Raw genomic sequence first — 22,290 nt, forward strand, 5'->3', positions numbered from 1 at the left:
CGACGATGAGTGCCGCCGGCCTGCGCGCTCTTCTCGCCGATCTGGTCACGGTGCTGGCCGACGCTGGGCTGAGTCCGACGGCGCTGGAGGTCGCTGAGGCGGTGTGGCTGGCACAACACATCACCGCCCACGACCCGGCGAACGGCGTCTCCGACGTCGCGGCCCGGCCGCGGCCCGACGACGAAACCGTCGAGACGATGCCGCCGGTTCCAGCGGAACCGGTCCCCGATCCGCCGATGGACACGCTGAAGGCGATCGCTCCACCGGACGCCGGACAAACGACGCAGGGACGCGGCGGCTGGATGCCACAGGCGCCGGCCCTGCCGGATCGAAGCGACATCCTCCGCGCACTGCGCCCCCTCAAGCACCAACGCCCGGGCCGGGGTCGGTCGCGGTTGGACGAACACGCGACCGCGACCTTCATCGCCGAAACCCGAATGTGGATTCCGGTCATGCGACCCACGGTCGAACGGTGGCTCGACGTCGCCGTGATCGTCGACGGCGCGACCTCGATGTCCGTGTGGCGACCGCTGGCCGCCGAGCTCGTCGCGATGTTCACCCAGCTGGGCGCGTTCCGTGACGTCCGCCTGTGGCGGCTCGCCGACGACGGGACGCTGGTCTCGCCGGGTGGCATCGCCCATCGACCCGAGTGGCTGATCGCACCCAACGGCAGACGCATGTACGTGGTGCTCACCGACGGTGCCGACCCTCAATGGCACGACGGCCGCTGGCCGGCCGTCCTCGGCACCTGGTCCGTCACGGGACCGGTCGTGGTATTGCAGCCGTTGCCGGAACGCATGTGGAGCCGGACCGGTCTGCGCACCCAACCCGGACAATTTCGGCCACGGCCGACTGGCGCCCGCTACGATCGTCCCCGGTTCGCGGTTCGCCGGCGCGGCACGTACCGGCCGCTGGCCGATGCTACGCAGGCCGTTCCGGTCCTGCGAATCAAGCCGCCCTGGTTCGAAGCCTGGGCTCGCCTTGTCGTCGGTTCGGATGCCAGGCCGATCGAACTGTCGGCCAGCGTCATTGATGTATCATCGATGCACTTGGACCGGCCCGGGACGGCTGCGACAACTCCGCAGTCAGCCGAACAACACGTCCAGATCTTCCGGACGGTCGCCTCGCCGGCCGCCTACCGCCTGGCGGTCTGCCTGTCAGTGGTCCCGCTGACCGTGCCGGTCATGAGCCTGGTCCAGCATCTCATCGAGCCCGGGAGCGGCCCGGAGACGCTGGCCGAGGTCATCATCGGGGGCCTACTCACCCACGTCGCCGAGGACACTTACGACTTTCTTCCCGGAGTGCGCCAGACACTGCTCGGGAGACTGCGCCGGTCGGAGGCGGCGCTGGTGCTTTCTTCGGTCACCCGGTACCTGACCGACCGAGACAGCATGCTCGGCCCGACATTTCCGGTTGTCGCCGCCCGCGACGACGGCGGGCCGGTGCGCACCCTGCCGGAGTCGCTCGGCTGGCTGCCGCCCGACGTCGCCGCGCGCTGGGACCGTCCAGCACGAGCGGCGGCCGACATCCGCGCGGACACCGGCTCCGGCCCGGCTGCCGCGGCGATCGACGACCGGCTGGCCCCCGAGCTGGTCGCGATGTACTCGCGCTACGTCGATCTGCTCGCCCCTGACACGCACCCGACCGACGCGGGACCGCTGACAATCACCGTCCGGACTGCGGTACCCGTGTCCCGGCCCCGCATCGTGGCCCTCGCGCGCGCCGCCGTACACCGGCACCGGCCAGGCACGGCCGTGACGGTCAACTTGGCCGTCGACCCGATGCTGCCCCCGCCCGGCTACACCATCACCATCACGCCTGAACCGTGGACGATCGTCTTGCCCATCTCCGCGTCACCGGACCCGGCGATCGCGTTCGAGACCACTATCGAATCGCTCGTGTTCAGGTTCCGTCTGAGCCATCGGGCATGGCTGCAGTTCGGCCGCGGACCCGACCTGCCCGACGGCCAACTCGCGCTGCCGGATCACCTGGTCACGATCCCGCGCGGTGCACTCGTGGAGATACGTGCGGAATCCGATGGGCGCTGCCTGCTTCGGCGCCGGTCGGCTCGAAGTGACTTTGCCGTGGTCGTCGACGGCCGTCGGCTCGCGTGGGACGAAGTAGTGCCGATGGCAGATGGGGGCACCATCGAATACCTTGCGTCCGACGGCCAAGCCACAACGATGCAATATCGACTGTCCAGATCGACGACCCCGCCGCCGGCGAGTATCCAACCGCTGGCCGATCCGGCGACGTCCCACGCCGTCATCGTCGGGGTCGCCGAATACCGGGCTCTGCCGGCCCTGCCCTCGATCGCCGCCAGCGCTCAAGCGCTCGCCTCGGCTTTGACCGATCCAGATGTCTGGGGCCTGCCGCCGGAGAACTGTTACGTCATCCTGAACCCCACCGATCCCCGCGGAGTGCTCGAACCGCTGCACGCGGCAGCTTCGAAATGCCGGGCCGCCCTCTTCGTCTACTTCGCCGGGCATTCGCTCACCATCAATTCGGAGGCCTACCTCGCCCTGTCCAATACCACGGTGGACCAACCGTGGACGGCGCTCCCCTACCACCACCTGTCTCGGCTGATGGCTGAAAGCGCCGCGAACGCTCGTGTCATGATCCTCGATACCTGCGACACCGGCTCGCGGCGACCCGACGGTCGGGCGGATGACTTCGAACCGGCGGAGGGCTGGGAGGCACGAGGCACACACGTCATGCGTTCGGCCAACCCGGCTCCGGCGGACTTCGCGTCCCCCGGCGAACCGACGTCCTTCACCGCGGCGCTGCTCGACCTGATGAACAATGGTGTCCCCGGCGAGCGCGAGGTCATGTCCCTCGATCTGATCTATCAGCAGCTCCGCCGCTCGCTGACCGCGGAAGGTCGTCTGCAGCTCAGTCGTTATACCGCGATGGACACGCACCAGGTCGGCCTCATCCGGAACCGGGCAGCCTCCGCGCCCGCCGCACCAAACCCGCGCCGACCGGCTGCCTTTGGCGTTGATCCAGTCACCAACGCCCGGCTGGCAATCGACGGACTCGGCCCCGGCATCGCTGTGACCTGGACATGGCCGTCCGATGCCGCGGCCGTCGAGGTGACGCAATTCCGGCGAGGAGGTGCCTCTTACGTGCAAAGAGTCACCCGACCGCAATATCTGGCCGTCGGCTGCCGAATCCCCTCAGGCCCAGAAACCGCCCAGGCCAGTCTTCGAAGCGTCGCACCCGGCACAAGGGGCGAGGTGTTCTCGCCTCCCGTCGCGTTGTCGCTCACACCCCCGTCTCGAGCCGACGTTTCGGAGTTCCATCACGACGCAGTCCGGCTTTCGTGCTCGTTCAGGCGGGTCGGGGTCTTCAACCGTCGCACCTACGAACTTGCCGTCACGGTCGACAGGCCCGCCCGAAACGTCGAGCTGGAGGTGCAGGCGATCGACCCGTCAAATCCTTCGATGGTCGAAAACATCGCGCGGTACGTCGGGCTGTCACTCGTCCCGGGAGCTCCATTTGTCGCAAGCCTGCAGCTGCCCTTGGGACTGGCTCGGCCATTTCACCTGAAGGTGCTCGCGTATTCGCTCGATGCGGAGCTGCGGCCGGTGGGCAGCCTACTCGTTCGATAGCGACACGCGTCAGGCGTTGCACTCCGGGCGGGCCTGCAGAGATTCGCCATGTCGCTCTACACGCTGGGCAGCGGTGCACCGGTGCTGCAGGCCAGCTGGGCCGACCTGGTCGCAGGGGACGTGGTCCTGCTCAACGGGCAGTCGAACGCGGCGGCCCAGAAGCGCTTCCAGGACTCCAGCCGGGTCGACGCGTCGCGGCGGGCGCGCACGTTCGGGTCCAGCGCCGCCGGCGGAAGCCCCGACTACCAGTAGCGCACGGCCGCCGACCCGGGTTCGCCGTCGCCGTTCACCGCCGGCGACGGGTACCGGGCGCCCGGCGTCATCGGGCAGTACGCCATGCGGCTCGGCGGTACGGCGACACGCTCGGCGTCACGGTGCTGTCGACCAACGGCGTCGACGGGCAGGGGTCCGACAACTGCCACTACAACTACGCCGGCGGGTACGTCACCCGCATGGTCGCCGGCGACTTCAACAACGACGGCAAGACCGACATCGCGGGCCTCGACGCCGCCGGCATCACGAAGCTCTACGCCGGAACCGGCTACAGCGTCGTGTGAGCGACAGACCGTCGGGCATCTGATGTATCAGGGAAATACGTGCTGACACCGATGCCGGGGTTCCGGTCCGATTCCTACCTTGGGCGCATGCCCGCCCGAACGCGGCGGACCGGAATCCCCAGGACGGCCGTCCATGCGACTGCGAATCGTCTTCCTGCGGTGCGCCGCCGGCCTGGCCGACAGGAAGGACCACCGACCGTGAAGAGACTCCGTCGGCATCTCCTCATCGCGGCGGCCGCCGCGTTGGCCCTTGTCGCGGGCACCGCCTCGCCCGCCGCGGCGGCCACTGTCAATCCCGGCGCGTTCGCCGGGGCCACCTACATCGGCCCGGTCGCGCTGACCGCGCCGGCAACCATGTCGGGCGGCCGGTACATGCTCTCCGCCGACGGCCGATACGGGGTGCTGATGCAGCCCGACGGCAACCTCGTCGAGTACGGCCCCAGCCCGTGCGGCTTCCTGCAGCCCGACAACTGCCCCGGCCCGTACCCGTGGTGGAGCACGAACACCGCCGGCCAGCCGGGCAACCGGGTCGCCATGCAGTCCGACGGCAACCTCGTGGTGTACCGCGCCGACAACAGCGTCGCGTGGGCCTCGAACACGGCGCAGAGCGGGGCGGTGTACTTCACCGTCCGCAACACCGGCGCCCTGGTGCTGCAACGCTCGGACGGCTCGGTCGCCGCCACCCTGTCCGGCAGCCATCTGAACAACACCAGCTTCTCCGGCATGACCGGGATGACCACCAACCAGCAGATCACGTTGACGTACTTCCTGCGGTCACCGGACGGCCGCTACCACCTGCTGCTGCAGGACGACGGCAACCTCGTGCTCTACGGGCCCGGCTATCACCTGCTGTGGTCCACGCACTCCTTCGGCGCCGGCGGCAACCACCTGGTGATGCAGGGCGACGGCAACCTCGTCCTCTACAAGCCGGACGGCACCGGGGTGTGGGCGTCCGGCACCTGGACCAGCTACGGCGCGCACCTGTCCCTGCAGGACGACGGCAACCTCGTCATCTACACCGCCGGAAACCAGGCGGTCTGGTCGACGGGAACATCGGGCCAGCTCTGAGCGCCGGATCGGCCCGATCCCGACAACGGCCGGCGATGCGTCGCGGGCGGCAACCCCGCCCGCGACGCCCCCGAACGCCGACGCGCACACCTGGGGGGCGTGACGCCGATGACCTGCGGGGGCGCCGCGCCGGCCGTAGACTCCAGCGATGGGTGTGCAATGGATCAAGCCCAATATCCGCTCCGACGATCTCGAGGGCAGCCGGGCGTTCTACCGCGACGTCGTCGGGCTGCGGGAGCAGGGCGGCCTCGACTGGATCCTGTTCTTCGGCACGGACCGGCGTGAGGTGCAGCTCGGCGTCATGAACCTCGACATCAAGGCCGGCGTCCACCCCGACGTCTCCATCGAGGTCGACGACGTCGACGCGGTGCACGATCGGGCCGTCGCCGCCGGTGCCGAGATCGTCTACCCCCTGACCGACGAGGAGTGGGGCCTGCGGCGCTTCTTCGTCCGCGACCCGAACGGCACGGTCATCAACGTCACGCAGCACGCGTGATCCGGGGGTCGGCGCGCTCGGGGGTGTGACGCCCGGCCCGCCCTACCGGTAGGCGGCCGCCTGGATGCGGTACAGCTCCGCATACTGCCCGCCGCGGGCCATCAGCTCCTCGTGGGCGCCGACCTCGGCCACGCGGGCACCGTCGAGCACGATGATCAGATCGGCCATCCGCACCGTGCTGAACCGATGCGACACGAGGATCACGATCCGGCCGTTGGCGGTGTCGCGGCGCGCGCCGGCCGCATACCGCTCGAACAGGGCGTGCTCGGTCTCCGCGTCCAGCGCGGCGGTCGGCTCGTCGAGCACCAGCAGCAGGGGTTCGTCGCGCATGAAGCCGCGGGCGAGGGCGAGCTTCTGCCACTGGCCGAAGGAGACCTCCACGCCGCCGGGCCACGCCGGTCCGAGCTGCGTGCGCAGGCCGGAGGACAGCTGCGCGACCACGTCGTCGGCTCCCGCGCGGCCGACCGCCGACCCGACGGCGGGCTCCTCGTCGAGGCGCGGCAGGTCGCCGAGGCCGACCGTGCGCTGGGCGCGCAGCTCGAAGCGGTAGAAGTCCTGGAACGCGCCCGCCAGCCGGCGCCGCCACTCGTCAGCGGGCATCGCGGCCAGGTCGGTGCCGTCGACCAGCACGCGGCCCGCGGTCGGCTCGTACAGCTTCGCCAGCAGTTTGACGAGCGTGCTCTTGCCGGCGCCGTTCTCGCCGACGATCGCGACGACCGCACCGGCCGGCAGCGTCAGGTCGACGTCCCGCAGCACCAGCTTCGAGCCGCTGCCGGGGTAGGCGAACGACACCCCCTCGAGCGTGATGCCGCCGGTCAGCGCGCCGGGCACCGGCGCGTCGGCCCGCACCGCGGACGCGGCCGCGTAGTCCTCCAGCCACGCCAGCCGTCGCGAGCCGTCCATCCAGATGCCGCGCAGGAATCCGATCTCACCGACCGTCGCGCCGACATACGCCGACAGCTGCGCGCCCGCGGCCAGCACCAGCAGCACGTCTCCGGGGGACGCGGACAGCACCGACGAGACGTAGACGACCGCGGCGACGTAGCCGGCCCCGAACACCGCCCAGGCCGCGGCGTGCCATACGGCCGATCCCCGGCGCGCCGACGCCATCGGCGCGTACCACCGCTCCCATGCCTCCCGGCGCCGGGCCACGAGCCGATCCGCGATGCCGGTGACCCGCACCTCCTTGCCGGGCGGCGCGGTGGTGGCCAGGCCGAAGAGGTGCCGGGCCAGGCGCAGCGACGCGGCCCCGCGCTCCTGCACCGCCCGCTCGACCGCCGGGCGCCACGCCGAGGTCAGCACCGTCGGCACCGCGAAGAGGGCCAGCAGCACGAGCGCCGGGCTGATCGAGGCCAGCAGCGCGATGGTGACGGCGAGGCGCAGGATCCAGCCGAGTGTGGAGAAGACCGACATGTACATGTGGTCGAGCACGAAGACCTGATCGCGCAGGACCGACAGCCGGTCGAGATATTCGGGGCGTTCGTGGTGGGCGACGGTCACGATGGACGCCTGGAGGCGGGACACGTGCGACTCCAGCGCGATCGTCACCTTGTCGCGGAACCGCCGGTGCTGCCGTGCCGCCACCGCGCTCAGCAGCCACGTGCCGGCGCCGGAGACGGCCAGTCCCGCGCCGGCCCCGTAGACGAGGGCGTTGTCGTGCTCGGCCAGCCCGTCCGCGAGCAGTTTCAGCCACAGCGCGAGCAGCGCCTCCGGCACCGCCGCCAGCAGCGCCAGCGCCAGGGCGACGCCCATGAGCCCGGGCTCGTAGCGGTAGCCGAGCTTGCACAGCCGCCACATCGACACCAGCGCGGGCGGCAGCGGCTCGGCCTCGTCGGCCGCGGCGGACGGCGAGGCCTCACGCGAGGACGTCATCGGTGGCCACCTCGTCCTCGTCGTCCTGCGGCCGGTCGGCGGCGAAGCGCTGCGCCTGCCGGTCGAACATGGTGCGATACCGGCCCGCCAGGGCGATGAGCTCGTCGTGCGTGCCCAGCTCGACGACCCGGCCGTCCTCCAGCACGCAGATGCGGTCGGCCTTGCGCACGGTCGAGAAGCGGTGCGACACCAGGATGGTCGTGCAATGCCTGGTCTGCTCCAGGACCCGTTCGAAGATCTCCGCCTCGCCCCGCACGTCCAGCTGCGCCGTGGGCTCGTCGAGCAGCACGACGCCCGCACCGAGCCGGACCGCGCACAGCGCCCGCGCGAGTGCGATGCGTTGCCACTGGCCGCCGGAGACGTCGGTGCCGCCGGGGTATCCCTTGGAGAGCACGGTGTCCAAGGCGGCGAGGTCACCGGCCCCGGCGGCCTCCAGCGCCGCGCGGATCACCTCGTCCGGCGCGCCGGTCGGGGCGACGTTGTCGCGCAGTGGCAGCTCGAAGCGGATGAAGTCCTGGAACACGGCCGTGACCCGGGTGCGCCACGCGGTGAGGTCGAGGTCGCGCAGGTCGACGCCGTCGATCTCGATCGCGCCCGAGGTGGGGTCGTAGAGCCGGCACAGCAGCTTGGCCAGCGTCGTCTTGCCGGCCCCGTTGCGCCCGACGATCGCCAGGGATGTCCCGGCCGGAATGGTGAGATCGAAGTCCCGCAGCACGTCCTGCGCGGCGGTGCCCGGATACGCGAAGTGCACCGAGCGGAAGCGGATCTCCTTCGCCGGCTTCCCGCCGGCGGCAACGTCACCGGCGGGCAGGGCGCCGGCGGGTCCGGTCCGGGGGCCGAGCCGCAGCACCGCGGCCACCGGCGCGGCGGCGCCGTCGAGGGCCCAGTTGAGCCCGCCGAACGCGATCATCGAGGCGCCGAGCGCCGCCTGGGCGAACGTCACCAGGCCGCCGAGGCTCAGCCGGCCGCCGAGCACCGCGTCGATCAGCGACCAGAACACCAGCACGTTGGCCGCGACGGTCACCACGACGCTCACCGCGAGGGACCGCTCGCGCATCCGGGTCGCCTCGTACTGCAACCGGTGCAGCCGCACCCGCCGCTCCACGAACCGCTCGATGACCCAGTCGACCAGGCCGAACAGCCGGATCTCCTTGGCCGCCGGGGCGTTGACGGCGAGCTGGTAGGCGTAGTCGGCCTCCTGCTGGGCCGAGCGGACCTCGTCGGTGTTGCGATCCTTCCACACGCCGCTCTCGCGGAGCAGCCAGTGCGTGGCCAGCCAGGCGCCGCCGAGCAGCAGCGGCGCCCACCATGCGTAGCCGGCCAGCACCACCGCCGACGCCAGGCCGCTGAGCAGGGTCACGAGCCCACCGGCGATGAAGTCCACGGACGCGGACAGCGGCGGGCCGGTCATGCCGGCGTCGAACTCCCGCGCGACGGTCATGTCCTTGCTCAGCTCGCCGTCCTCGAGGTGGCCCATCCCGGGCGGGCCGGCCGCGGCCTCGGTGAGCCGGTCGTACAGCCACGCCGCCGTCCGGTCGCCGAGGTTCGCGCCGATCGCCTTGTGCACCGGCGCCAGGACCTGCAGCGCGACGAACACGACGCCGGCGAAGGCCAGCGGCCCGGCGAGCGGGCGGCCCTGCTGCACCGCGCCGACGAGCAGGCCCATGGCGACCGCGAACGCGGCGGGCAGCAGGCCGCGCAGCACCAGCACCGCCCACCAGGCGGCCGCGAGCGGGCGGTCCGCGTGATGCAGCACGCCGAAGAACTTCCACTCCTGGCGTTCACGCAATCGGCGGATCACCGCTGCCTCCTGTCGCCTGTCGTGCCCTGCCTCCGTCGCCGAGCCTCCGTTCCGGTGGGTTCAGCAAACCACGGGGGTACGACAATTTCACCGACCCGGCCGGCGCAGCAGCGCGTCGATGATCCGGCCGAGATCCTCCTCGAAGGACTCCTGCGCGCGGTCGACGGCGCGCGGCCGGCGTGCGCGCTGGGTGAGGTCTCCGATGAGGAACCGCCACAGCACACGCAGGCTCTGCGCCGCCTCCCGGTGGTCCAGGCCGCTCTCGCGGAAGGCGCGGTCGAAGTTGTACAGCGAGCAGACGCCCACCTGCGGGAAGAGCTCGCCGGTCGCGGCCAGCGGGATCGCCCACGGGTGGCGGGCCAGGCTGGCGTGGTGCCAGCGGACCAGCGCCAGCAGCCGGACGCGCGGGTCGACGTGCGGGCCGGGCGGCGGCATGTCGGCGTGCGAGCGGTCGAGCAGGGCGCGCAGCAGGTCTTCCTTGTCCGCGATGTGCCGGTACAGCGCCATCGGCGTGATGCGCAGCCACTCCGCGACCCGGCGCATGGTCACCGCGTCGACGCCCTGCTTCTCCGCGATGGCCTGCGCCGTGGCGATGATGAGCCGCCGGGACACCCGCGTCCGGTTGCGGTCGGGCATGGTCGCGAGCGATTCCTACCGGAAGGCACCGTGCAGGCTGCGGTCGCTGGCGAACCCGATCAGGTCCAGCGCCGCGAGGCCGTCACGGACCCGGGTGGTGAGCAGGCCGATCTTGCCCAGCGCGCTGACCACCTTGGTGAAGATGGCCTGCCGGTACGCCACCATGAGCGGGTCGGCCGCCGCATAGGCCATCCCTTCGGCACGGTCGACGTCGAGGCGTTCCCAGATGTCCTCCAGCAGGAACCGCCGCCGGATCAGGGCCGCCGACTCCAGGACGAGCTCCTCGCGGTCCCCTCGCTCCGCGGTGGTCAGCTCGGAGTAGAGGCCCTCCAGCGAGAGCACTCCGAAGGACACGTGCCGCGCCTCGTCCCGCGCCACGAGCCGGGTGATCTCCCGGATCAGGTCGTCGTGGAAGGTCGAGTTGGCCAGCCGGAACGCCGCCATTGCGAGGGCCTCGACCATGATCTGCATCCCGAGCGCCGTCACGTCCCACCGGTTGTCGGACAGCACATCGGACAGCAGCTGGCGCAGGGAGCCGGCGATCGCGTACGGGTGCGGCACCTTCTCCCGCAGATACCGGGAGAACGCCTCGACGTGCCGCGCCTCGTCGACCACCTGGCTGGCCGCGTAGAACTTGCTGTCGAGGTCCGGCAGCACCTGCACCAGCCGGCCGGCCACCACCAGCGCACCCTGTTCGCCGTGCAGGAACTGGCTGACCATCCACGACTGCAGCTCCCAGCGGAACGCGTCCCAGGCACCGGGGCCGCGGCGGGCCAGCGGTGAGGAGCGGAACGACTCCATGGCGAAGCCGGAGTCCTCCGGCAGGCGCCCGCCGAACTCGACCGGTGTCGACCAGTCCAGGTCGGTGGTGGCGTTCCACTGGCCGTGCTTGGCCCGTTCGTACAGCGACCGCAGGCGCGGGCTCGTCGAGTCGTAGTCCCAGGTGAGGACCGCATCGACCGGTGTGGTGACGGCGAAGTGCGTCATCGGTCAGTCAGCTCCCAACGAGGCGACCAGCGCCCGCTTGTCGATCTTGCCGATCGGTGTGCGCGGCAGCACCGGGCGGAAGACCACCCGGTCGGGCAGCTTGAACTCGGCGAGTCCGCAGCCGCGCAGGTACCCGATCAGCGCCTCCGGGCTGACCGGGCCGCCGGCGACCACGAACGCGCAGGTCTTCTCGCCGAGCACCGGGTCGGGCAGCGCCGCCACCGCGGCCTCCCGCACGTCGGGGTGGCCGAGCAGCTGGTCCTCCAGTTCGCCGGCCGGCACCTTCTCCCCGCCGCGGTTGACCACCTCGGTGCGCCGGCCGGTGACCACCAGCCGGTCCTCCGCGGTGAGCCGGACCAGGTCGCCGGTGCGCAGGAAGCCGTCCGGGGTGAACGAGTCGCCGCTGCCGCGGTAGTACCCGCGGATGGTGCACGGCCCCCGCACGAGCAGCTCGCCCTCGTCGCCGCGCGCCACGTCGCGGCCGTCGACGTCGACGACCCGCACCTCGTCGTCGGGGTGCAGCGGCCAGCCCTGCGTGGTGGCGGCGACCTCGTCCGGGTCGTCCAGGCGGGTGTGGAACAGCGGGCCCTCCGCCATGCCGAACCAGTGGGTCAGGGGGCTGCCGAGCTCGCCACGCACCCGGCGGGCCGTGTCCGGGCTGAGCCGGGCGCCGCCGACCTGCAAGGTCATCCTGGACAGGTCGGCGCCGAGCGGGCCGGCGAGGTCCAGCCACAACCCGACGATCGGCGGCATGACCGTGGTCAGCGTGGCCCGCTCGCGGGCGATGAGCGCGAACACCTCGTCGGGAGCCGGCGTGCCGGCCATCACCACGGTTCCGCCGGCGCGCAGCGTGCCGAGGACGCCGGGGCAGCCGAGCGCGGCGTTGTGCGCCGCGGGCAGTGCCGCCAGGTAGACGTCGCCGGGCCCGAACCCGACCGCCTCCGCGGTGCGGCGCAACTGGCACGCATAGTCGTCGTGGGTGCGCGGGATGAGCTTCGGTACCCCGCTCGTGCCGCCGGAGAGCAGGAAGAACGCCACCTCGGAGCTGGTGGGCCGGTCCAGCGGCAGCGGGTCGGCATCGACGCCGGCCAGGGACCGGAACGGCCCGGGATCGCCGGCGACGAGGACGTGCGCGACCTCGTCCGCCACCTGGCGGGCCAGTTCCCGGTGGTCGAAGCCCTGGTAGCGCTCCCGGGTGATGTACAGGGCCGCGCCGGTGTGCCGGCACAGGTACCCGATCTCGCGGCCCCGGTGCGCGGGCAGCGCCAGCACGGGGATCACACCGAGCCGGAACAGCGCCAGGCAGGTGGTCACGAACTCGACCTGGTTGGGCAGCTGTACCACGGCGCGGTCCCCGGGTCGCAGGCCGAGCCCGTGCAGGCCGGCGGCCAGCCGGTCGGCGCGCCGGTCCACGTCCGCGTACGTGTGCCGCCCGGCGCCGTCGACCACCGCGATCCGCTCGCCGTCGAGGCGGGCGACGTCGCGGGTCAGGTCGCCGAGCACCTCGCCGCTCCAGTAGCCCAGCCGCCGGTACCGTCCCGCCGTGTCGTCCGGCCAGGGCGTGCAGCCGCTCAGCATGCCAGTGCCTCCTCGTGCGCACGGGTCGGTCCGTCCAGCAGCCCGCGTTCGCGCAGGCGCGGCAGCACGCCCTCGCCGAACCAGTACGCCTCCTCGATGTGCGGCTGGCCGGACAGGATGATGTGATCGACGCCGAGGGCGTGGTACTCGGCGAGCCGGTCGGCCACCTCGTCGTGACTGCCCACGAGCGCGATGCCGGCGCCCGGCCGCAGCAGCCCGTAGCCGGCCCACAGGTTCGGGTAGACCTCCAGCCCGTCCGACCGCCAGCCGTGCAGCGCCGCCATCCGTCGCTGCCCCTCGGACTCGCTGCGGGAGAAGCGCCGCCGGGCCTGCTCGATACGCTGCGGATCCATCCCGTCCAGGAGCCGCTCGGCCACCTGCCACGCTTCGGCGGCGGTGTCGCGCGTGATGACCTGGAAGCGGGTACCGATGCTGATGTGCCGGCCGTGCGCGGCGGCCAGCGCGCGGGCCTCGGCCGCGTGCTCCGCCATCGCCGGCGGGGGCTCGCCCCAGCACAGGTAGACGTCGGCCTGCCGGGCCGCGACGGACTTCGCCGGCGCCGACGAGCCGCCCAGGAACACCTCGGGCGGCTCGGCGGGCGGGCGCGTGACGGTCGCGCCCGTCACGCGGTAGTACTCGCCGTGGAAGTCGTACGGCTCGCCGCGCAGGGCGCCCCGCACGATCGCGAGGAACTCGTCGGCCCGGGCGTAGCGCTCGTCGTGGCCCAGCCAGTCGCCGTAGCGGTGCTGCTCGTCGGCGTCACCGCCGGTGACGATGTTGAGCTGCAGCCGGTTGCCGGACAGCCGCTGGTAGGTCGCCGCCATCTGGGCCACCAGCGTGGGGGCGACCAGGCCGGGCCGCAGTGCCACCATGAACTTCAGGTGCCGCGTCTGTGCCGCGAGCGCGGCCGACACCAGCCACGGGTCCTCGCAGAACAGGCCGGCCGGGGTGAGCACGCCGGTGAAGCCGAGCCGGTCCGCGGCCATGGCGACCTGGGCCAGGTACCCGATGTCGGGTTCCCGGCGGGGTTGGCGCCGGGCCGCGTCGCGGGCGATCTCACGCCCGTCGCTGTGCGTGGGGAGAAACCAGTGCAGCCGCAGCGGCATGGCCGGTTGCCGATTCGATGCGTCGCGTTCCACATCGACGATTGTCACCAAGAGTGTCCGGTCCGGCCTAGGGTCACCACCGGCATCGGTATGACCCGGCCGGTTATGCCTCAGCTCGCGACGCCCAGGCGTCCGGACCCGCCGTGCCGCAGACGGTGCGCCACCGAGCGGTAGGCGGTCTCCGCCTCGCGGACGCCGTCGAGCAGCCTGTGCGCCTTGGCCGTGAGCGCCGTGCCGCGGTGGGTGCGCTCGAGCAGGTTCATGCCGAGCCGGCACTCCAGGCGGCCGATCCGCCGGGTCAGGGCCGGCTGGGTGATGAGCAACTGCGGCGCGGCCCGGTTGAGGCTGCCGCACTCGCTGACGACGTGCAGCAGATGGAGATCCTCGGGCTCCAGCGCCCCTTCGGCGTTCGGCGGGGGCAGCGCCGGCCCGGCGACGAGCAGCCGGGCGATGACGTCCTCGGGCGGCGGGAGGGCCGCGGCGGGGTGTGCCGCCTGGGGCGGGAACTGCGCACAGTAGCGATACTCCGGGTTGCGCTGCTCGGCCCGTTCCTTGTACAGCCGCATCAGGCAGGCACGCAGCGCCTCGACGAGCTGTTCGGCGATGACCGCCCCGTCGATGACCAGCACGTGCCGGCGGCGCGGGGGGTTGCGTAACGGGCGCAGTACGAAGCCCGGGTTGACCGTCGGCAGCACGATGAGCGGTGAGGACAGCGTCACACCGTGGCCGAGCCCGAGCAGGCTGCGGCGCTCGGCGGGCGTGTGCGCGACAAAGGTGATCTTCGGAGCGAACCGGTCCGCGGTCGCCCGGCGCAGCAGCGCCGTCGACTCGTCGGTGTCGCCGACGATCCACTGGTCGCCGGCGAGGTCCCCGATGTCCACAGTGGACTGATTGGCACACCGGTGCCCGGCGGGCAGCGCGACCCACAGCGGCTCGTCCAGCAAGTCGTGGCGGGCCAGCGGGCGGTCGCAGTTCGGGATGGCGTCGTCGCCGAGCCACAGGTACACGGCGTCGACCTGGCGCCGCTCGAACTGCTCCATCGCCTCGCCGGGCTCCGCCGCCACGGCGTTGAGCAGCATGCCGGGGACCTGTAACGCCAGCCGGTCGGCCAGTTCACTCAGATCGCTGCCGAATGCGGCCAGCCGCAGCGTCGGCAGCAGCGCCGCCCGGCTGGTGCCGACCTCCTCGGTGACGCGCTGCAACACCGACTCCAGCGAGTGCAGCAGCCGCGCCCCGGCGGCGAGCACCGCCCAGCCAGCGCGAGTGAGCCCGGCCCGCCCGTGTTCGACCTCGGCGAGGTGCACCCCGACGCGTCGTTCCAGCCGCTCCAGCCGCCGCAGCGCGGCCGCCTGCGTCATCCCGACGAGCCGCGCCGCTCCCTGGATACTCCCTGTCTCCACGACGCCCTGCAGCAGGAGGAAATCCTGCCGGCTCGGTAGCTCCTCGACCAAGGTGACCTCCCCGTCGCACGGTTCAGGATGACGAACGTGATGGGTACGAAGCCGTCGGATGTATACACGGCGGTAGACGTAATGTGTAGGAACAATCGTGCACGAGGGTCCGCGTCCGACGTCACCGAGAGCGACGTTTGCCGAGTTCAGCGCCCGGATGCCCAACCGGTCGAGCCCTGCGCCAGGTCGACGACGAGCCCGGCCTGAACTATACCGATCGATGGACTTTCGGGCATGGCATGAGTCCGCCGTTCCGGTGGCGGCCGGAGACCAAGGATGCATAGCTCAAGGCCGGGTGAACGGTGCAGAGCCGGTGGAATGCATAACCAGCGCGGGCGCGGGTATTCCGGGACACGGTCCGCTATGCCGATCTCCGCGCGCGGTCTGGCCCCGATGGCGCGCGCTGGTTTGTATGGCACGGTGACGGTGTTCGTGTTGGTCCATGGTCTCGACGACACCCCGGACAGCTGGGCGCCGTTGACGGCCGCCCTCGAGGGCGAGGCGATCACGCTCGAGCTGCCGTGGCGAGCGGGCGCCGACGTCCGCTGGCGGCGCGACGGGACGGCCGGGGCGTGGCTGCGCCGGCGGCTGCGCGCGCTCGGCACCCCCTACGACGTGCTGATCGGGCACTCGCTGGGCGCCAATGCCGTGCTGGACGTCTTGGCCGGCGGTGCCGACGCCGCCGCGGCGGTGCTCATCGCTCCGCTGTACCGGCCGCCGGACTGGGGCGTCACCTGGGACCTGTTCACGCTGTGCCGCCAGCACTTCGAGGCGGTGATCCGCGAACGCGGGCGCGCGCTCGACCGGCGCCGGGAGACCGACCCCGCCGCCGTCGACGAGCTGCTGGACCGCATCATCGACCGGCTCGGCCCGGCCCGCTTCATCACCCTGTTCGAGGAGTTCGTCGCGACCGGTGACCTGCCGCTCGGCGCGGTCACCGTGCCGACGCTCGTCCTGTCCGGCGCGGACGACCCGGGCCTGTCGTTCGGCCGGGCCGAGGGTCTGGCCTCCGCGATGCCGCACGCGACGCTCGTGCTCGACACGTCGCTGCGGCACGACGCACACGCCACGCAGGCCGAGACCGTGGCCCGGCACATCCGGGACTACCTGTCGGCGCGGTGCCTCACAGGCTCACCCAGACATTCTTCGGCCGGCTGAACTCGCGCATCCCCGCACGCCCGCCGACCCGCCCGAAGCCGCTGTGCCGCGTTCCGCCGAACGGCACCGCTGGGCCGACGCCCGGGAAGCCGTTGACCCACACCGTCCCGGCCACCAGCCCGGCCGCGACGCGGTGCGCGCGGCGCAGGTCGGTGGTGTGCACGTAGGCCGCCAGCCCGTAGCGGGTCGCGTTGGCCAGCCGCACCCCGTCCTGCTCCGTGTCGAAGCGGTGCAGCGACAGCACCGGCCCGAACACCTCCTGCTGCACCAGCTCGCTGCCGTGGTCGATGTCCGCGAGCACCGTCGGCGGCAGGAAGTACCCCTCCCCCAGCTCGCCGCCGAGCCGCTCACCCCCGGTGACCAGCCGGCCCTCGCCGGCGGTGACCGTCCGCTCGACCACGCCGAGGATCCGCCGGCACGCATCCTCGCTGATGACCGGACCCATCAGCGTCGCGTCCAGCAACGGATCGCCGATGGACACGTGGCGCAGCCGCTTCGTGAGCGTCGCCAGCACCTCGTCGTACGCCGCGGCCTGGACCAGCACCCGGGTGCCGCTCACGCACATCTGCCCGCTGTTGACGACCAGTCCCGCGAGCACCTGGCGCGCGGCCATCCGCAGGTCCGCGTCGGCGAAGATCACATGGGCCGACTTGCCGCCCAGCTCGAGACAGACCGGCGTCAAGTTGGCCGCCGCGGCGCCGAGCACCCGCTGCCCGGTCGCGGCGCTCCCGGTGAAGTGGATCTTGTCGACGCCGGCGTGCCCGACCAGCGCGGCGCCGCCCTCCGGCCCGGTGGCGACCGCGTTGACGACGCCGGGCGGGATCCCCGCGTCGAGGGCCAGCTCGGCGACGGCGAGCGCGGTGAACGGAGCCAGCGGCGGCGGTTTGAGCACGACGGTGTTGCCGGCGGCCAGCGCCGGCGCGAGCACCTGAGCGATCGAGGGCAGCGGGGCGTTCCACGGCACGATGACGGCCACGACGCCGTACGGCTCGTCGAGCGTGTAGTCCAGCGCCGGCGCCGGCCACGTGCGCACGACCTCGCCGGCGTCCTTGTCCGCCCAGCCCGCGCAGTACGTGAGGAAGTCCGCGGCGACCTGCGGCAACCGCGTGGCGAACCGCCGTGGCACGGCGGTCTCCACAGTCTGCAGCATACCGAGCCGTTCCGCATGATCGACGATGCGGCGGGCGAGCTCGAGCAACAGGTCGCGGCGGCGATCCGGCGCGGTGGCACGCCAGCCGGGGGCCGCGGCGGCCGCCGCGCGGACGGCCTCGTCGATCTCGCTCGGGCCGCCGACGGGTACGGTCACCGTCCGGCGCCCGGTAGCCGCGTAGACGTGATCGTGTTCGCCGCCGCTGGAGTCGGTGCGCCGCTGCGCGCCGATGAGCAGCGCCGGTTCCGGCAGCACCTGCAGCGGTACCGAAGTCATGGTCATGTCGTTGCTCCTGACATCGGCGCGAGTGAACCGTCCGCGAACGCCGACCAGAGCCGGCGCCGCCGCGGCTTGCCGCTCGACGTGCGCGGAATGGTGCCCCGAGGCACCCGGATGACGACCAGCCGGGCGTCTCCCAGCCGGCCGCGCACCGCGCCGACGGCGGCGGTGAGCGGGCCGCCCGGCGCCTCCTCCGCGACCACCACCGCGGTCGGTGCGCCGTCGTGGAACCCCAGCGCCACCGCGAACCGGTGGGTGGGCACCCCGTGGCCGGCGAGCACCGCCTCCACGTCCTCGGCGAACAACGCCTTTCCGCGGATCTTGATGGCGTCGCCGAGCCGGCCGAGGACGAACAACTGGCCGCGGTCCAGGAACCCGGCGTCGCCGGAGTGCAGCGCCCCGCCGGTCAGCTCCGTGAGCGCCGCGGCACCGGTGTCCGCGGCGCCGCCGAGGTAGCCCGGCGAGACGGACGCCCCGCGCACGACCACCTCCCCGACGTGCCCGTCGGGCAGGGCGGTGCCCTCGTCGTCGACCACGGACACCTCGACGCCGCCGATCGCCGGGCCGCAGCCGACCACGCGCGTGTCGCCGGGCTCGACGCGTGCGCCGACGGACAGCCCGGTGGGGTCGACCTCGGCGGCGCGCCACGGCTCGTCCAGCCCGACGCCGGTGACGAGCAGCGTGGCCTCGGCGAGACCGTACGCCGGGCGCAGCGCCCGCCCCGGGAGGCCGTGCGGGCCGAGCAGCGCGGCGAACCGGTCGAGCGCGTCGGCGTCGATACGCTCGGCGCCGACGATCACCGCGCGCCACCCGCCGAAGTCGAGGCCGGCCAGGTCATCGGGGCGCACCCGGCGCAGGATGTGGTGCAGCCCGAACGCCGGCATCGCGGAGAGCCGGGCGCCGCCCTCGCCGAAGCACCGCAGGTACCGCAGCGGCCGGTGCACGAACTCCTCCGCCGTCAGCTGCCACACGTCGGCGGTGTTCACCACCGGCGTCAGGAACGTCCCGATGAGGCCCATGTCGTGATGGATCGGCAGCCAGGTCGCGGTCGGATCGTCCGGGGTGTGCCGCAGCCACGTACTGATCGCCGTCAGGTTGGCCTCCAGCGCGGCGCGGGGCACGCGCACCCCGCGCGCCCGGCCGCTGGAGCCCGAGGTGAACTGGATGAGCGCCAGCTCGGCCGGTCGCCGGCCCGGGGGGCGGCCGTCTTCCGCCACCCCGGACAGCAGGTCGTCGGCCGAGCGCACCGGGCAGCCGCCGGCGGCCGCGGCGATCGCGGCGATCTCCGCCACGAGGTCGGGTTCGGTGAGCACGAGCGCCGGGCGGACGGCGCCGAGCAGGCCGGACAGGTGCGCGTGGTAGCCGGCCGGATCGCCGAACGCGACCGGCGGCGCGGCCGGGCACGGGGTCGCGCCGGCCAGCAGCGTCCCGAAGAACGTGCCGACGAACCCCGGCCCCGAGCGCCGCACCACCACGATCACGTCGCCGCCGCGGACGCCGCCCTCGACGAGGGCCGCCGCGGTGCGGTACGCAAGCCGCGCGAGCCGGTCGTACCCCCAGAACTCCCACTCCTCGCCGCGCCGGGCGAACCGGATGCCACGCCGCGGCTCCGGGTCGTCCAGCCACGCCAGCAATGTGCGATCCATCGCCCGCCTCTTCCCCTGCTCAGCCGGCCGCGACCGGCTCGGGCGCCGGGCGCCAGCCGGTCCACGCCGTGCGGTCCAGGTAGGTGAAGAACTCCTCGGCGCCGGGCACCCGCGGCACCGGCAGCCACGGCTTGAACTGGGTGGTGAAGTGCCGCAGCTTCACGTTGCGCAGCGTCTCGGCGAATCGCCGCCGGCTGCGCGGCCGCAGATAGTAGTGGGTCGACACGTTCCAGGCCGGATCGAGCTCCTGCCAGCGCCCGGCCATCGTCACGTTGAGCGCCTCCTGGTCGGAGCTCGTCACCGAGGCCGGGTCGTGACGGGCGAAGTCCAGCGCCCGCTCCCCGATCCGCTCCCGTCGCCACCCGGCAAGGTCGATGAGCATCACCCCGGAGTTGAAGAACGCCTTGTCCAGCCCGGGCTTGCCGGCGGCCGCGTACTGCGCGGCCCACCGGGTGTGCACGGCGACGGTCACCAGGTCGTCCTCGACCGCGCCGACCAGGTTGCCGGCGAGGTCCTGCTCCCACAGTTCCGCGATGTCGGTGAAGGCCAGCACGTCGGCGTCGAGGTAGATCGCCCGCTGCCACTGCGGCGGCGTGAACTGCGGGATCAGCAGCCGGGCGAACATGGTCGTCGTGATGTAGCCGATCTGTGGCAGGCCGCTGTAGTCCACGTCGCTGACGTCCACGAAGTCGATCGTCGCGCCGGTGCCGGCGATCGACGCCACGACCAGGTCACGGTCGCGCTGCGCGACGTCGCGGGCCAGCACCACCACCTCGATCCGCTCCGGTGTCGCGCAGTTGTCCACGATGGAGCGGACCGCCGCGGCGAGCGGGATGACGTAGTTGCCGTCGATGGCGAAGGCGATGCCGATCGCCTCCGGGCTGCTTCCTGACATGGTGATCTCCCCTACCCCGCCTGCAGTCCGGACCAGAACCCGCACCGGTGGTCGGTGCCGAAGTCGTCCGCACGGGCCGGGCCGGCCGGCGCGAGCGACTGGATCTGGGCGTCCGCGCCCCGGAACCGCGACCACGACGGGGCACCGGCGGTGTTCGGGTCGCCGGTGGCCGCGAACGCGAGCCAGTAGCGGCCCATCCGTTCGGCCAGCGCGCGCTGCGCGTCCGACAGCGGCGGCATCGGAATCGGGAAGGCGAACTGGTACTGCACCTCGACCGCGTGGTAGGCGCCGAGCGGGAAGGTGTGCGGCACCGGCAGGAACAGCGGCGCGTCCGGATCGTCGAACTCGTACTCGTACACCGGCACATGGCGGTTCAGTGCCGTGTTGAGCGCCCGCGTCGGGCAGGCGAACGTGGAGTCGGTGACCACCGCCGACAGCGCCAGCTCCGGCACGTCGTAGGCCTGGGCCGGGTATTCGGCGAGGACCTGCGCCGAGCGGTCGCCGAAGCGCGCGGTGATCTCGTGCTGATAGTCCTCGGCCGTCAGCGGGGGCCGGCCGGCGAGCTCGGTGGCGATGAGGAACCGTCCCTCGTCGTGCGTGGTGCCCTGGATCACCGGGACCCGGTGTATCGCGCCCGTGGCGAACGCCTGCGGGATCTGCCGCGGCAGCACGCTGCCGCCGACCGACGGGCCCCAGGCCCCGGTCGTGCCGAGCCGCAGCACGTCGGCGACGGGCAGGCCGCGCAGGCACGCGACCGTGGTGCAGCCGGCCGACTGGGCGAGGGCGACACCGCGCTGCTCGCTCTGCGCCAGCGTCGGCAGCGGCAGGCCGCACAGCCCGCTCTGCACGACCGCCCGCTGGAAGAGTCCCGCCGCGGCCGGCGACGCGACGTGCGCGCACACGTCGGTGCCGCCGTCGGACTGCCCGGCGACCGCCACCCGGCGCGGGTCACCGCCGAAGGCCGCGATGTTGCGCTGGGTCCAGCGCAGCGCCGCCTGCTGGTCCAGCAGCCCGTAGTTGCCCGAGCCGGCCGCGCCGGCCTCGGCGGAGAGGCCGGGATGGGCCAGGAAGCCGAAGATCCCGAGCCGGTAGTTGACGGTCACGACGACCGCGTCGCCGGCGGCGGCCAGCGGGCCGGGCCGGTAGCTGTTGCCGCTGCCGGAGTCCGAGGGCCCGTGCAGCCAGACGATGACGGGCAGTGGGCGGCGCTGGGGCTTCGCGGGCCGGTACACGTTGACCCGCAGGCAGTCCTCGGTGGTGCTGCCGAGCCCGCTGTTGAGCACGGCCGGCGTCTGCGGGCAGATCGGCCCGAGCGCGGTGGCGTCGCGGACACCGGTCCAGGGCGTGGCCGGGCGGGGCGCCTGCCAGCGCAGCGCTCCGGTCGGCGGCGCCGCGTAGGGGATGCCGAGGTACTGCTCCGTGCCGTCGACCACCGCGCCGCGCACCCAGCCGCCCCAGGTGCGCGCTATCGGGTCGTGGCCGGGGCTGGCCGAGGCCTGGGCCGCGCCGAGCGTGCCGACGAGCCCGGCGGCCAGCACCGCGGCGGCGCTCCGCTTCCATGACCATCGCATCAGGCTTCTCCTTCGCAGGTGGGGAACCGGCCGTCCATTGTGGTCAATCCGCCAGGTCGCCGCGCTCGCGCAGCACGCGGATGACGTGCTCGGCGACCTCGTCGATCGTGGTGATGCTGCGCGCGGCCGGCTCGTCGATCAGCGGCAGGTCGAAGTCGTCCTCCAGGGCGAAGGCGAGCTCCACCAGGGCCAGCGAGTGAAATCCGAGGTCGTCGGCGAGCCGGGCGCGGCCATCGGCCGCCGGATCGGGCTCGGGCGCCAGTTGCAGAACCATGTCCCGCACGGTCCGGCGGATCCCGTCCTCGGTGTGTGCCGCCGTGTCCGGCGTGGCCGGCGCGTCAGCCATGGTGACCTCCATTGTCCACTGTGGATCGTCGATGTCGTCCCACTCGGTCAGGCTAGCGAGCGCCGGCGGTGGGCGGATATGA

18 protein-coding genes are annotated in these 22,290 nt (G+C 72.6%); 6 read left to right on the forward strand and 12 right to left on the reverse strand.

What is annotated here, in order from left to right; genetic code table 11:
- The first annotated feature begins 5 nt into the window (after window positions 1-5).
- From AC6JBM_RS18335 to AC6JBM_RS18355, 5 genes are all read left to right on the forward strand, one after another.
- A complete protein-coding gene (locus AC6JBM_RS18335) occupies window positions 6-3,611 on the forward strand; it encodes a caspase, EACC1-associated type (protein ID WP_497984790.1) in 3,606 nt (1,201 codons plus the stop codon).
- 48 nt (window positions 3,612-3,659) lie between these two features.
- The gene (locus tag AC6JBM_RS18340; protein ID WP_497984791.1) at window positions 3,660-3,863 is read left to right on the forward strand and encodes a hypothetical protein; all 204 of its coding nucleotides are present in this window, start codon (window positions 3,660-3,662) and stop codon (window positions 3,861-3,863) included.
- A gap of 122 nt (window positions 3,864-3,985) precedes the next feature.
- Window positions 3,986-4,168, forward strand: a complete 183-nt coding sequence (locus tag AC6JBM_RS18345; RefSeq protein ID WP_497984792.1) for a hypothetical protein — start codon at window positions 3,986-3,988, stop codon at window positions 4,166-4,168.
- 198 nt (window positions 4,169-4,366) lie between these two features.
- Window positions 4,367-5,236 (forward strand): hypothetical protein, encoded by an 870-nt coding sequence (locus AC6JBM_RS18350; RefSeq protein ID WP_497984793.1) that lies wholly within the window; start codon window positions 4,367-4,369, stop codon window positions 5,234-5,236.
- Window positions 5,237-5,384: 148 nt separating this feature from the next.
- Window positions 5,385-5,732 carry a VOC family protein gene (locus AC6JBM_RS18355; protein ID WP_497984794.1) on the forward strand — a complete coding sequence of 116 codons (348 nt, stop codon included), beginning with the start codon at window positions 5,385-5,387 and terminating at the stop codon, window positions 5,730-5,732.
- Window positions 5,733-5,774: 42 nt separating this feature from the next.
- On the opposite strand, the gene AC6JBM_RS18360 is transcribed toward AC6JBM_RS18355, so the two are convergent.
- From AC6JBM_RS18360 to AC6JBM_RS18390, 7 genes are all read right to left on the reverse strand, one after another.
- Window positions 5,775-7,604, reverse strand: coding sequence for an ABC transporter ATP-binding protein (locus AC6JBM_RS18360; RefSeq protein WP_497984795.1), 1,830 nt, complete (start codon window positions 7,602-7,604; stop codon window positions 5,775-5,777).
- On the reverse strand, window positions 7,588-9,405 hold the full coding sequence (locus AC6JBM_RS18365) for an ABC transporter ATP-binding protein (protein WP_497984796.1): 1,818 nt from the start codon (window positions 9,403-9,405) through the stop codon (window positions 7,588-7,590). Before AC6JBM_RS18365 ends, AC6JBM_RS18360 begins: the two co-directional genes overlap by 17 nt.
- 87 nt (window positions 9,406-9,492) lie before the next feature.
- Window positions 9,493-10,041 carry a TetR/AcrR family transcriptional regulator gene (locus tag AC6JBM_RS18370; protein ID WP_350611556.1) on the reverse strand — a complete coding sequence of 183 codons (549 nt, stop codon included), beginning with the start codon at window positions 10,039-10,041 and terminating at the stop codon, window positions 9,493-9,495.
- Window positions 10,042-10,056: 15 nt separating this feature from the next.
- Entirely contained in the window at window positions 10,057-11,028 is a 972-nt protein-coding gene (locus AC6JBM_RS18375; protein WP_497984797.1) for a ferritin-like domain-containing protein, read from the reverse strand.
- A gap of 3 nt (window positions 11,029-11,031) precedes the next feature.
- On the reverse strand, window positions 11,032-12,606 hold the full coding sequence (locus AC6JBM_RS18380; protein WP_497984798.1) for a (2,3-dihydroxybenzoyl)adenylate synthase: 1,575 nt from the start codon (window positions 12,604-12,606) through the stop codon (window positions 11,032-11,034).
- Window positions 12,600-13,712, reverse strand: coding sequence for an LLM class flavin-dependent oxidoreductase (locus tag AC6JBM_RS18385; protein ID WP_497986489.1), 1,113 nt, complete (start codon window positions 13,710-13,712; stop codon window positions 12,600-12,602). Before AC6JBM_RS18385 ends, AC6JBM_RS18380 begins: the two co-directional genes overlap by 7 nt.
- Window positions 13,713-13,822: 110 nt before the next feature.
- Window positions 13,823-15,163, reverse strand: a complete 1,341-nt coding sequence (locus tag AC6JBM_RS18390) for a LysR family transcriptional regulator (RefSeq protein ID WP_497984799.1) — start codon at window positions 15,161-15,163, stop codon at window positions 13,823-13,825.
- Window positions 15,164-15,526: 363 nt separating this feature from the next.
- On the opposite strand from AC6JBM_RS18390, the gene AC6JBM_RS18395 reads away from it, so the two are divergent.
- The gene (locus AC6JBM_RS18395) at window positions 15,527-16,321 is read left to right on the forward strand and encodes an alpha/beta fold hydrolase (protein WP_497984800.1); all 795 of its coding nucleotides are present in this window, start codon (window positions 15,527-15,529) and stop codon (window positions 16,319-16,321) included.
- Here AC6JBM_RS18395 and AC6JBM_RS18400 read toward each other — a convergent pair.
- From AC6JBM_RS18400 to AC6JBM_RS18420, 5 genes are read right to left on the reverse strand one after another with little or no spacing between them, the layout of a single operon-like run.
- A complete protein-coding gene (locus AC6JBM_RS18400) occupies window positions 16,287-17,753 on the reverse strand; it encodes an aldehyde dehydrogenase family protein (protein WP_497984801.1) in 1,467 nt (488 codons plus the stop codon). The two genes, AC6JBM_RS18395 and AC6JBM_RS18400, sit on opposite strands and share 35 nt — an antisense overlap.
- Window positions 17,750-19,396: an AMP-binding protein gene (locus tag AC6JBM_RS18405; RefSeq protein ID WP_497984802.1), complete on the reverse strand. Its 1,647-nt coding sequence runs from the start codon at window positions 19,394-19,396 to the stop codon at window positions 17,750-17,752. The genes AC6JBM_RS18400 and AC6JBM_RS18405 overlap by 4 nt, the downstream gene beginning before the upstream one ends.
- A 19-nt stretch (window positions 19,397-19,415) precedes the next feature.
- Window positions 19,416-20,291 (reverse strand): glycosyltransferase family 8 protein, encoded by an 876-nt coding sequence (locus AC6JBM_RS18410; protein WP_497984803.1) that lies wholly within the window; start codon window positions 20,289-20,291, stop codon window positions 19,416-19,418.
- 11 nt (window positions 20,292-20,302) lie between these two features.
- Entirely contained in the window at window positions 20,303-21,862 is a 1,560-nt protein-coding gene (locus tag AC6JBM_RS18415) for a carboxylesterase/lipase family protein (protein WP_497984804.1), read from the reverse strand.
- A 43-nt stretch (window positions 21,863-21,905) separates the two neighbouring features.
- Complete coding sequence (locus tag AC6JBM_RS18420; protein WP_350611546.1) at window positions 21,906-22,208, reverse strand: acyl carrier protein; 303 nt, start codon at window positions 22,206-22,208, stop codon at window positions 21,906-21,908.
- Window positions 22,209-22,290: the final 82 nt, after the last annotated feature.

The sequence above is a fragment of the Dactylosporangium thailandense genome, assembly GCF_059739745.1.